Origin of the sequence: Candidatus Methanodesulfokora washburnensis (assembly GCF_003947435.1) — an archaeon.
GTDB classification, from domain to species: domain Archaea; phylum Korarchaeota; class Korarchaeia; order Korarchaeales; family Korarchaeaceae; genus Methanodesulfokora; species Methanodesulfokora washburnensis.
Map to the genome: position 1 here is coordinate 1 of NZ_RCOS01000155.1, position 12,064 is coordinate 12,064.

A 12,064-nucleotide genomic window follows, 5' to 3' on the forward strand; every position below is an offset into this window, starting at 1 on the left:
CCTCTGCTGTCTCTATCTGCGGTATAACAGGAGGTTCTATGGATGACTTGATTTCATTTATCAGCCCCTCTATCACGCCTTTCCCCATCTCTATGCCCACCAAATTTCCGTTGTCATCAACACCTACGAGTATTGTCCCTCCATTTGAGTTGGAGAAGGCGCATATAGTCTCCAATATCTCTCTTCTCTCGCTTAGACTCGATTTAAATTCTACATCTTGGCCTTCCCCTTTAGCTATCAGCTCTAGGATGCCCACATTGCTGTTCTCCACCGGAAGTCTATAAACATTCCGGAATGTTCCGGAATATTCCGGAATGCTAGAGAAAGATGTAAATAAGTAAAATACATAGAGGAGTTGATATCAATGTAGCCAGTGCGGAGAACAGAACCAGTTTTGCAGCGGTGCTAACCGGATACATGGAGGCATAAAATGGGAAGGATGCTCGAGGGTAGTCCTGTGAGAAAAGAAACAGGAATCTCCCGAGGATAAGGGCTGTCAGTGCCTCCTTTACCGTTATTGATCCGCTTTTTAAAAGCTCTCCTGCCATCAACACACCTGCCGTCGGACTTGCCACCTGTGTTGCAACTACAGCAAGGCCCTGAGGGCTGAGAGGCATTCTTGCTTCTCTCAGCATTAGCTTCAGCTGGGAGAAAATGCCAAAATAATCCAATATCAGTAGCACTATAGTAATTACTATATATCTTTTTGCTATATATAGAGTTACAAAGGTGGCTGTCCTGAGGCAGTCCCTAAGGCTTTTCCTCTTCTGCCCCTCAAAACGATCCTCTACAAGCATTCTGCCTTTAACTCGGATCCTACCATATACAACTCCGATCACAAATGCAACTAGGGATGAGATAAGGGAGAGTCCTATGTAGATCCCGCCCGCAAATAATCCAAGTGAGACAACGCAAATTGGCAGATAGTATCTGTAAAGATAGAAAAGCACCGCTAAAGGAGAGGTAACAAGATTATATGCCACTACCTCAGCCTCTCCTATTTTGGATTGTCTCATGTAGGACGAAATTATCGAGTGCTCAGCCTTTCCATCTATTACGCCAACTATTGCAGGGAAAGAAAGCTGCTTTGGAAGCCCCGCTGCCCTCATCAGCGGGACAAACATGAAGCCAGCCTTCTCTATATATCCCAGGGAGATCAGGATGTTTGCTATCAACACTCCCAAAAAAGTCGCTGCTATTAGAGTTAGTATGCCCTGCAAAATGCCCAAAGGGTTCATTCAGACCACCGGCAGGATCCTGACCGCAAGCACCAAGAGAGGAGTTGAAATAAGAGTGTAGAAAATCAGGGCTAATGTCAACTTCAGGGCCAATTTCGGCTGATATATGGACACATAGAATGGAAATGAGTGCCTAGGAAACTCAGATATTATAGCGAAAATTACCCTTCCTACAAACAGGGCAATTAATGCGTCCTTCCACATTACTATCCCTCCTCTTATGAACTCACCTGCCATTAGTACTGCAGCCATGGAGTTGACCGCATAGGTAATCGTGATCGGCAGGGCTACTGGGCTCACAAAGAATGCTTTTGCCAGAGGTGTAGACAAACTTTTCAAGTAGTCAAACATTCCAAAATAAATAAGAATGGAGAGTATTATAACCACTATTACATATTTTACTCCTACATTTTTCGTCATTGATGCTGCTTTTAGGAGGGACCTCCGGATGTCGACCTTCCTGCCCTGTATTTCATCCTCCAATGTTATTTTTCTCCGCTCCTCTGTGAGAAAAATTCTTCCACCAATTACACCTATTATCATCCCGATGAAGAGACCCAGAATGGACAAAGCCACATATATGGTGCCGACAACAGGGCCAAGCCCTGCTATGGCAACTGGCAGCACATATTGTATCATCAACCTTGATCCTCCGAAGGGAAGAGATATGAGACTGTAGCACACTGCTTCTCTGTGGCTCAAAGCCTCACTTCTGACAAGAGAGGACACTATTGCATGCTCTGCCCTAGAATCTATCATGCCAGTTATTATCGGAACGGAGAGCTCTTCAGGCAGTCTGGCTGATTTCAGCAAAGGTCTAAGAGGCCTTCCAATTTTCCTATGAAAACCCAAGGAGAAAAGGATATCAGCTAGAAAAACACCAGCAAATGTTGTTGCCAGAAGAAAGAGAAGAGAGCTGGCGTAGCGGAGCAATATATCTGAAAGTAAAGCTGATGCCATGCTGGAAACCTCAGATCCTGTGCACCTCGGCATCTGTCAATTTTGCCATCAAATCGATGAAAGAGGGGGCTGGATCTATCACCCCTGATGGCCTTGTGTCGTATATCTCAAGCTTAACATTCATCCTCTTCAGCATTTTGCAGAGCCTCTCCATTTCCTCCTTTATATCTCCTCCAAGCGGCACATTTGCCTTTCCATCAGTCACCAGAATTCCGGTTACAACAGCATTTTTGTATTTCTCCTTGAAAATCCTTGCCATTGTAGCTAAGTTATGCAGAGCAGAGGGAAGGGGTGTCCTTCCACCTGTTTTCACCCCATCCAGCAGCCTCAGGACATCATTGTATCTCCTAGTTGGATGAGCTAATACATCGCTCTTAGCTCCCTTGAAGCAGATCAGCGCCAGCTCATCCCTCTTCACATAGGCATTTTTTATGAAGTTCATGGCTATTCCCTTTGCTATTCTTATCCTTCTCATCGCAGCCATGCTTCCACTGGAATCCAGCAATATAGCACATAGCCTCTTAGTCCTAGCTTTTCTAACCCTCACTCTTATGTCCCCCTCCTCTATGACCGGGCTTTTCCTCAGGATTGCACTGATCATGGTTGCTGTGAGATCTATATCATGGGGATCATGTCTCGGTGTGGTATAGGAAATGGGAGCTCCATGCGGGTTGTCTATAACAGTCGTCCTCACGCTTCTGGAGCCCCTTGCCCGCTGAAATCTATCTTTAAGTTTGAGCGCTTTCTCATTTTCCATATCCACTTCCTCAGCGCTGAACTTCTCCTCCTTATTTCCCAGCGAGGGGGGAACTGTGCTGCTGTTCTCCATCTTTTTCCCCTTTTGTTCTCCTTTGCCCTGCTCTTTCTCATCTCGCCTTTTGCTCTCATCTTCCTGAGGGCTGCGATCCTCCGGTGGCTTGGGTGGCTGAGGAGGCTCCTCGAAAGGTCTTGATTTAATTCTATGCGGTAATGCAAGCTCCATTGCTTTCTTTAAGTCCTCTAAGTTCACTGTTTTCCTCCCATCTAGAGCAGCTATTGCTTTTGCAGCTTTTACTGTGACTATCTCAGCTCTGTGAGTTCTTATCCCCATCTCCACAACTGATTTTGCTAGGAGCTGGAGGAGGTCATCCGGAACAGCAACCTCATTTATGATCTCCCTAGCTTTAACAACTTTCCTCCTCAACTCCTCCTGCAAGGGTCTGTACCTCTCAGCAAAGGAAATTGGATCCGATTGAAATTCCTCCACTCTTTTCACAACCTCTATCCTCGTGTCGGGATCCAGAGGTGCTTCTATGCTGACAAATAAGCCGAATCTATCAAGTATTTGTGGACGTAGCTCTCCCTCCTCTGGATTCATGCTCCCAACCAGTATAAACCTAGCAGGATGTCTGACGGATATCCCCTCCCTCTCCACTATGTTCCATCCCATTGCAGCAGAGTCGAGAAGAACATCAGCTACATAATCCTCTAGGAGGTTCACCTCATCTATGTAGAGTATGTTTCTGTTGGCTTCCGCCAGAAGCCCAGGTTGAAGAGCCCTTATTCCCTCTTTCAGGGCTCTTTTTATGTCAAGAGTTCCGACGAGCCTGTCAACTGTTATGCTGAGGGGCAGATCAACAACCTTCATCTTTCTCCTTGCTACTTTCAGATCCCCACCATTTACCGCTTTTTCATAGCAGGAGTCGCACATCTCGAGCGGGTTCCTTGGATTGCACCCAAATGGGCAGTCTGCGACAACTTCTATCTCCGGAAGAAGATCGGCTAAAGCCCTTACAAGAGTTGTCTTCCCAGTCCCCTTATCCCCGCTGAGGAGAACTCCTCCGACAGCTGGATTTACTGCGGCCACTAGAAGGGCCAGTTTGGCCTTCTCCTGACCGACTATTGCGGTGAATGGGAGAACATTCCTTCTTTCCACCATTAACTCACCTTTTTCAGCATGCTGATGACCTTCTCCACATCTTGCATTCTCTCCTTCCAATGCTGATCGTCTTCAGAAGTGTAGATCTGAATAGCCCCTCCCTGCACCTCTCCTTCCCCGATAGATTCCTCAAGGATCCCCTCTATCTCGCCATAAACTTCCCTTAGCCTCTGCAGCATCTCCTCAGATGGGTTCCACAGCCCTCTTTCAGCCGCCTCTATGAGCCTTCTGGCTATCTCCTCAAGGGCCCATACATTGTTCTCCTCGAACCATCTCCTCATCTCCTCATTTAGAACATAAGTATTTGTGATTTCATCAAACACCCATTTATCAACAAGCTTTGTTGTCGCGGACCATCCATACAGGTGCAGTATCTTCCTAGAGAACTCATTCGCACCTCTGTATCCGTGCTTCTTCATCTCATCTATCCAGACTGGGTTTAGAAGCTTAGCTCTCACTATCCTCTCTATCTCATCCTTCATCCCCCTGACCTGAGTCGATGAGATATCCCTTGTGTCCACTGTCACTATCTCTATGTCGTTTCTCCCTGTCAGCACCTTGACCGCATTGAAGAACCCGCCGTGAAATGAGAAGTAACAGCAACAGCCAAATATATCATGTTCATCGCTCATGTGATTTCTATTAATTACATCAACAGTGGAGAGGCTTAGAACAAGACCCTCAGGAGCTGGCTTTCCGAAGTGCTTTCTAGAATAAGCATAACTGGTCCACTGTATCCACGTCTTGGCTAGGTCATCGTCATTTTTCCAAGCAGATGCTTCCACAGCTAGGTTTACACCAACTCCATAAGCTCCAGGAGGAGCACAGAAAATCCTGCTGAGAGATATGTCCTGGGCCTCTGCCGTGCTTTTTCCCATCTCCATGAGCTTTGATAAGTGCTCCATGTAGTGCTTCCTCACATAGTTCATGTCAAGCGGCTCATCCAAGGAAGCCACTTTTGTAACGGCCTCATCTATCAGGTAGATGTAGTTTGGAAGAGTGTCCCTAACTATGCCGCTCATGTTTATCACACAGTCTATCCTCGGCCTTTTCAGCTCATCCAATGGGATCACTTCGAGCTCCTTCACAGAGCCATCAGGCCTCCAGACAGGCTTTACGCCAAGAAGGTACAGTATCTGGGCCAATTGTTCTCCATCCGCCTTGTACCCGTCAATGCTCCAGAGAACCTGTCCAACGCTCTCCGGATACCTTCCGTGCTTCTCCAGGTAGTATTTTATCAGCTTCTCCGCTGTGTCTATGCCTACCTTCCAAGCCGCAGGAGTAGGCAATGTGGTGGGGTCAACTGCATAGAAGTTCCTCCCAGTGGGCAGTATCTCTATTTTTCCCCTTGTCAGGGCCCCGCTTGCCCCAGGCTCCACATATCCTCCGCTGACTCCCGTAAAGAAGCCCTCATACTCCGCTTTTCCGCTTTTCCTTATCCTTTCAACGATATCTAGGGCCCTCAGAAAGGCCTTCTCAACTTTTCTTGATAAATCCTGCCTAGGCCTCAACTCACACCTCTGCATACACTTCACCTCCAAAAACAAGCTTTAATTCCCCATTTACAACATCCAAAAGGTTATCTTTCAGCTCAGGATTCTTTATAAGGCTCTCAACAACTTTTACAGCGACCTTTCTTATCATTTCAGTGGTCTCAGAGTTCGTCAACCCTAGCTCATTTACCCCCGAAGGATTAGCCTTCATCTCATCATAGTTCAGCCCGATGTACTCAGCTATTGTCCTTATTATCGATGGGAAGTTGTGGGAATCGTATGCCATCACTGTGACAGCATAATTGGCAAGCTTCGATGGATCTGCAGGAGAGCAACCAAAGATGTGCAGCCCCATGTTTATCTGAGTCCCCCTGACCATGTCTAGATATCTGTGCACCTCCTCTGCTACCTTCTCTGGACTGTCTCCCCTTATCGGGATGTTGTTCTTTCTCGCCTTCTCCAGTATCTCCTTGTATGTTATCTCAGCTCTTGTGAAATCACCGCTCTGCTTTGCCTTCAAGTATTGATTAAGCAGGAGCTCAAGATCCTCAAGGACATCAGCCATGGCCATTGGAGGATACATGTGGTCTATTATCTCAGCATATGATCTCCTCTTCGCTATCACTCCTTCCATCGGGTTGGACACTATGTATACGTAGAGGTGGGGGACATCGTCCACAGAGATCTCTGGCCAGCAGGATGGGGATAATCCAGCGCCTTTTCCGGGCCTGAACTCTAGATATCCGTGAGTTCCGAAGTGCATTATCAGATCTGCCTTGAAGATCCTCGTGATCCACCTGTAGACAGCAAGCCACTGATGAGGTGGAGCTATTGTCGGGTCGTGAAGTATTCTGCACACCTTCCCATCACAAGCCGAGCCTGCGCACCCGAACTTGGGCTGCGGTGTTATGAAGACGTTCCCAAACCTTATGCCAGGGACGACGAACTTGTGGTTGTGCACCATTCCAACGAAGACCTTGCTCACCCTTCCATTTAGCACATCGGATGGATGTCCCCAGTCCCTCACCATCTTTGCCTTGACATCATCTGGAAGCTCGTTGAACCACTCCAGATACGTTTCCTCATCAACAAAGGCCGCTGCACCACCACATCTTACAATGTCCTCAACAGAGGTCCACCTGAACTCGCTTATCGCCTTCCTCTCCATTATCATCCTTATCAGCTCTTTTCCATTTTTTGGAAGCTTTGATACATCACCTACATCATAGCCGAGCTCGCTCAGCCTATGAAGAAGTTTGGTTATCGATTCTGGGACATCCAATCCCATTCCAACTGCTACATTTGCCTCCAGCCCCTTGCATGGCGGATTTATGAGGACAATTGCTATTTTTCTTTCTTTAGGAGGTTTCTGCCTCAGCTCTATCCACTTTTTCACCCTTTTAGCGATGTATTTTGCGTGTGGTTTGTAGGTTTCGTATATTTTCACGCCACTATCATTAATCCTCGCCCCTCCAATGAATATGGGTTCCACTGCTCCATCCACCTCCGGCATAGCTATGCTGTAGACCTGTGATAGATAGTCAATTCCTTGGGGATCAGCCAGCCACTCATCTACGCTTTTGTAATAGGAGAGAACTAGGTTTATCACGGGAACATTCATCTTTTTAAGAAGCTCGACCCCTCCCACCTCTGCATATTTCCTCTTCTCCCACTCTCCATGATCAAGCAGGAAAAAGGTTGTCGTGTTCACCAGCACATCTATGATGGGTTCCCCGTCTTTCATGAAGAATGCCCTTATCGAGTCCTCTTTAGATGGACTTCCAATGGCATCATCTCTGGAGCCGTAGGTAAACACTGGAATCACGCTAATTCCTTCCTCTTCCATGGAGTTTATGAGATCGTCCACAAACTGGATGTTGTTGTAAAGCCAGTAAGTTCTGTAAAAGAGGATTCCAACAGCCGGTCTCCTCAGCTTATATGCCTGAAGGTAGCTCTTCAGATCCCCGAACGTCCCAAGTTTGGGGTGATATATGCCATTCCATGGAACATCCTCAACGGGTTCCACATTTACGGGAAGCCCAAGCTCTCTGAGAAGGAGATGAATCAAGTTTCTGAAGTTTCTTTCTCCTCCTATCTTGAAGTATTTTTCTACGCTAGAGAGGAGCATGGGAGAGCCCCTCGATAAATGCAGATAGTAATCAGATATCGGTGCTATAACTCTGGCCTTACTTTCCTTCAGGGCATTTTCAGCGCTTTCAGGAAGCTCATATGCATATAGAACGATAGCATCCGATTCCATGATCTCCTTTGCATATTCTTCGGAGAGATCGCTATTTATCACAAGGTAGTCAAATCCGTGCTCCTTGGACTCCTCCTTCAGGACTTTTGAAAGAAGAGGCAACATGGATGCCCCATATCCAATGATAAACGAGAGTTTCATCATACCGCCTCCAGCGGAAGCACAAGCTTCCCTCTTCCATTGTCCACTATCTCCGCATCTATTCCATAGACTGCTCTGATGTTCTCCCTCGTGATAACACTATTGGGATCGCTGCATGCCACTATTCTCCCGTCCTTCATGAGGGCTATCACATCTGAGAAGAGATATGCCAGATTTGGATCATGCAAGCTCATTATGACCGCTACATCCCTTTTTCTAGCCACCTCCTTGATGACCCTCAACACTTTAAACTGATTTTTGAAGTCTAAATGGGCTGTTGGCTCATCTAAAAGGATGACTTTTGGTTCTTGAGCTAAAGCTCTTGCAATGAGAACTAATTGCCTCTCTCCACCGCTTATCTCCGTGTAAGGACGGTCCCTCAAGCTGTATAATCCAACCGATTTAAGGGCTTCCTCAGCCTTGTCGATATCTGCTCTGGAGGGCTGCTGAAAGATGTTGAGGTAGGAGGTCCTGCCCATGAGAACAACATCTAGCACAGTGTATGGAAATACAGGACTGTGCGATTGAGGAACATAGCCCATGAGCTTTGCCAGCTCGCTTTCCTTCATTTTCAGCACGTCCTTGCCATCCACATAGACACAGCTAGTTTTTGGTTTCAGCAGCGCATTTATGCACTTTAACAGCGTGGTTTTTCCGGAGCCATTGGGCCCGAGGAGGGTGACTATGCTTCCACTTTTCACCCTTAGGCTGATATCCCTCAGCTCAAACCCATACCCATAGGAAAATGACAAATCCTCAACTATCACTCTCTCCATGCCCTCGCACCTCCCCTCTTCAGGAGATAGAGGAAGAAGGGGGCTCCCCCTATTGTCGTCAAAACACCGACAGGAAGCTCGTATGTTGTCAGACATCTAGCAGCATCATCCGCAAGAAGAAGGAGAGCTGAGCCAATGCATGCGGATGCAGGTATCACAACCCTGTTGTCAGGAGATCTCAGGAACATCCTCGCCATATGGGGGACCATGAGCCCTATCCACCCTATTATCCCTGCTATCGAGGTGAAGGAGGAGACCATCAATGTGGCCGCAAGAAGAACAATAAATCTATCCCTTTCCACATTTATTCCAAGGGATCTGGCCTCTTCATCCCCCATTGAGAGCACATTGAGCCTCCATCTCATCAGGAAGAGAGCTATGAATCCGATAAAGACTGATGGAGTTATTGAGACAACGTTACCCCAGCCTGATACTGCAAGGCTTCCCATCAGCCAGGTTACAACTCCAGCTAACCGATGGGGATCCGTGAAGAACTTTATCAGCGATATACCTGCGCTAAACAGGGATGTCACTATGACACCAGCTAGAATGAGGGAGACAATTGGAGTTCCACTCCTAGTTTTGGCGATGGAATATGTGATGAAGAAGGCCAGAAGGCCGAAGATGAAAGCAGACAGCTGAATGCTGACTGCATATGGAATAACAGCTATCGCCAGAGCTGCGCCGAATCCAGCTCCTGCGCTGATGCCAAGTATATAGCTGTCAACTAGAGGATTTCTGAAGACAGTCTGGAGGGAGGCCCCTGAAACTGAGAGGGCAACCCCTCCCAGCAGAGCTAAGACTATTCTTGGAAGTCTAATGTCAAATATTATTGTCTCGTATGTAGCAGGCCAGGGGGAGTGAGTGCTGGGAGAAATTAGCTTCATGAATATCATGCGAAGGATTGTCTCAGGTGGAATAATGTAAGAACCCAAGAAGAGGGATAAAAATGATGTGATGAAGGGAAGAACCACAAGGATTGTAAAGGATGTTTTTCCCATTGTTTATCCTCCGTAGTAAGGCTCCAGAGGCACGCCATATATCTTCTTTGTGAACTCCTTATAGAATTCATCGAAGTTTACATCCTTGAAGAGATCTGGATACGCCTTAACAGCATAGTAAAGGGATAGTGTTGCGAACTCAGGAGACCATGATGACATGAGAGGAAGCTGATATACTCTATGATTTTTGACAGCGTTTATTTGTTGCCACTTCGCATCGTTATAGATATCTTCTACCGTACATTTGCACCAAACTCGAGGTGCGAGAAATATGATGTCGGGATTCCATCCCGTTATAGTCTCTAATGGGACTTGGCCGTAGCCAGGAGGTGGCATCTTCCCCCTAGTAACGTCTATCAGCCCAGCTAGCTCAAAAATCTGAGAATGTGTAGTCCCCCATCCCCATACGTTCAGAGTTTGAGGATTAGCCAGATAAAGTGCTCTTAACCTCTGATTTTCAGGTATTTCCCTTGTTCTATTTCTCACAAATTTGATCGCCTCATTCATCAATGATACAATTTCTTCTGCCCTTGCCTCTTTTCCAAATATCTTACCTAGAAGGCGAATAGTCTCCTCAAGCGAGGTCAAGTTCTTTATGCGTATCGCTACCACGGGTATTCCTGCAGACTCTATGTCCTCTATGACCTTTGGATAGACATCCCATGTTATTACCACCTCTGGTCTTAAGGACAATAACATTTCCATATTTACTGACGATGCAGTACCTACGATTGGCATGTCCTTTATATTCGGAACAACCTTTTGCAAAGTTCGATCTCTCTTCACGGCATAATCCTGAGATCCAACAACCTTATCAAATGCTCCGAGTGCGGCGGTGATCTCATAGCCTTCGATAACGACTGCCCTCTCAACAGGATAAGGCAACGTGATCTCCTTTCCACGCACATCTTTTACTGTTATATACTTCTTCATGCTATAGAATTTAGTTAGCAGCTCATCCGCTTCCTTCCTCCAATCCAGATCCTTAAAATATTTCGGCTGAATCAGTTTTGCCAGCTGCATGTAGCCTATGAGCATCCTTGGACCCCAGTCCAGAAATGCCTCTTTGCGCATGCCTCCGGCAAGAACTCCATATATCCTCCCATTCTTAGCGGCAGCAGTCTTGTTCCACGGGTCTTTTGTGAGGAGCTGCACTGTTTGGCTCAATGTCTTTTCATCAAAGGATACCACTATTATTATATCTGGATTCCAGGCAAGCACCTTTTCAACATTGACCTTCGGCCATGCTTGGTTTGGAAATTCCCTGTAAGCTATGTTTATCCCGCCTACATCCTCCACAGCCCTACCCCATGTGCTGTTGGAGTATGTGCTGACAAGACCCTCTTTTATGGATGAAAGCATCAGAACCCTTGGCTTCTCTCCCTCAGGTATCTTCGATGCAACCTCTTTTATTTTATTAAACTTATTACTTAGATAATTAGCAAGTTCCTCTGCTTTAACAGTGGAGTTGAGAACGGTGCCTATTATCCTTATCGCTTTAAGTTGATCGTCGAAGTTCCGGCAGAACATCCTCACAACAGGTATTCCTTGACCTTCTAGGCTCTTTATCACATCCTCAGCCTTGCCATAACCTGTGTCAGTTATTACTGCATCCGGTTTAAGGCTGACCACGGTTTCCAGATTTATTCCTGAAAAGATATCACCTACAACAGTCCTGTTCCTTATATAATCGGGGATCCAGATGGAATCCCTCACGCTTTTTGATATCCCAACTATCTTATCGCCTGCACCCAAAAGATATGCTGTCTCCGCCCAGTAAGACTGCAATATCACAACCCTGTTTACAGGAGCTGAGATATTGACAGCCTTTCCCGTCATATCAATTACTGTGATGTATTTGGGCCCAGCAGGTTTAGCAGACGGCGACATGAGAAAAACAGCCGCTGATATTCCAATTACCACAAGGACTACTAACAGTACTGCCCAGAGCTTCGCCAGTCCCTTACTCATGATAACACCATTTCAGAATTGGTGACAGTTCTATTTAACACTTTCTCTTATTTAGTAACAACAATATCTCTGTTTGGTATCAACTATCGACAATAATCGATAGAGTATAAAATAAGTTTGAAATAAAAAATATTCCAGATTAATCCACAGCACTCTCCAGTATTGAGAGCTTGAGCTCATCTGCATTTATTCTGGCCTTAACACCTATGGGAAGGGCTAAATTGAAGTCAGAATGGCCCACAGGAAATCCATATATAGAGGGAACTTTTACCTTCTGCATGTAGCTTGCAACTATTGTTTCAGGCC

General features: G+C 46.3%; 10 protein-coding genes. All 10 read right to left on the reverse strand.

Translation table 11 applies throughout. The features are described from left to right. On the reverse strand, positions 1 to 256 hold a 256-nt coding region (locus D6D85_RS13400), incomplete at its 3' end, for an AlbA family DNA-binding domain-containing protein (RefSeq protein WP_133308326.1). Positions 257 to 317: 61 nt separating this feature from the next. Beyond that, positions 318 to 1,238, reverse strand: a complete 921-nt coding sequence (locus tag D6D85_RS13405) for a hypothetical protein (protein WP_125672542.1) — start codon at positions 1,236 to 1,238, stop codon at positions 318 to 320. After that, positions 1,239 to 2,231, reverse strand: coding sequence for a hypothetical protein (locus tag D6D85_RS13410; protein ID WP_125672543.1), 993 nt, complete (start codon positions 2,229 to 2,231; stop codon positions 1,239 to 1,241). Continuing rightward, a complete protein-coding gene (locus D6D85_RS13415; RefSeq protein ID WP_125672544.1) occupies positions 2,209 to 4,116 on the reverse strand; it encodes an ATP-binding protein in 1,908 nt (635 codons plus the stop codon). Before D6D85_RS13415 ends, D6D85_RS13410 begins: the two co-directional genes overlap by 23 nt. Beyond that, complete coding sequence (locus tag D6D85_RS17090) at positions 4,116 to 5,642, reverse strand: cobaltochelatase subunit CobN (protein ID WP_125672545.1); 1,527 nt, start codon at positions 5,640 to 5,642, stop codon at positions 4,116 to 4,118. Before D6D85_RS17090 ends, D6D85_RS13415 begins: the two co-directional genes overlap by 1 nt. Next, complete coding sequence (locus D6D85_RS17095) at positions 5,629 to 8,010, reverse strand: cobaltochelatase subunit CobN (RefSeq protein ID WP_161969887.1); 2,382 nt, start codon at positions 8,008 to 8,010, stop codon at positions 5,629 to 5,631. The genes D6D85_RS17090 and D6D85_RS17095 overlap by 14 nt, the downstream gene beginning before the upstream one ends. Then, entirely contained in the window at positions 8,010 to 8,786 is a 777-nt protein-coding gene (locus D6D85_RS13430; RefSeq protein ID WP_125672547.1) for an ABC transporter ATP-binding protein, read from the reverse strand. Before D6D85_RS13430 ends, D6D85_RS17095 begins: the two co-directional genes overlap by 1 nt. Beyond that, positions 8,774 to 9,787 carry a FecCD family ABC transporter permease gene (locus tag D6D85_RS13435; protein ID WP_125672548.1) on the reverse strand — a complete coding sequence of 338 codons (1,014 nt, stop codon included), beginning with the start codon at positions 9,785 to 9,787 and terminating at the stop codon, positions 8,774 to 8,776. Before D6D85_RS13435 ends, D6D85_RS13430 begins: the two co-directional genes overlap by 13 nt. A gap of 3 nt (positions 9,788 to 9,790) precedes the next feature. Beyond that, positions 9,791 to 11,758, reverse strand: coding sequence for an ABC transporter substrate-binding protein (locus D6D85_RS13440; protein ID WP_125672549.1), 1,968 nt, complete (start codon positions 11,756 to 11,758; stop codon positions 9,791 to 9,793). Positions 11,759 to 11,897: 139 nt separating this feature from the next. Then, positions 11,898 to 12,053: a hypothetical protein gene (locus tag D6D85_RS17275; protein ID WP_373695751.1), complete on the reverse strand. Its 156-nt coding sequence runs from the start codon at positions 12,051 to 12,053 to the stop codon at positions 11,898 to 11,900. Positions 12,054 to 12,064: the final 11 nt, after the last annotated feature.

Excerpts from the sequence above, each read along its gene's own strand:
- D6D85_RS13435 (WP_125672548.1), bottom strand. The coding sequence starts at position 9,787 with ATGGGAAAAACATCCTTTACAATCCTTGTGGTTCTTCCCTTCATCACA.
- D6D85_RS17090 (WP_125672545.1), bottom strand. The coding sequence starts at position 5,642 with ATGCAGAGGTGTGAGTTGAGGCCTAGGCAGGATTTATCAAGAAAAGTT.
- D6D85_RS17095 (WP_161969887.1), bottom strand. The coding sequence starts at position 8,010 with ATGAAACTCTCGTTTATCATTGGATATGGGGCATCCATGTTGCCTCTT.
- D6D85_RS13440 (WP_125672549.1), bottom strand. The coding sequence starts at position 11,758 with ATGAGTAAGGGACTGGCGAAGCTCTGGGCAGTACTGTTAGTAGTCCTT.
- D6D85_RS13410 (WP_125672543.1), bottom strand. The coding sequence starts at position 2,231 with ATGCCGAGGTGCACAGGATCTGAGGTTTCCAGCATGGCATCAGCTTTA.
- D6D85_RS13415 (WP_125672544.1), bottom strand. The coding sequence starts at position 4,116 with ATGGTGGAAAGAAGGAATGTTCTCCCATTCACCGCAATAGTCGGTCAG.
- D6D85_RS13430 (WP_125672547.1), bottom strand. The coding sequence starts at position 8,786 with ATGGAGAGAGTGATAGTTGAGGATTTGTCATTTTCCTATGGGTATGGG.
- D6D85_RS13405 (WP_125672542.1), bottom strand. The coding sequence starts at position 1,238 with ATGAACCCTTTGGGCATTTTGCAGGGCATACTAACTCTAATAGCAGCG.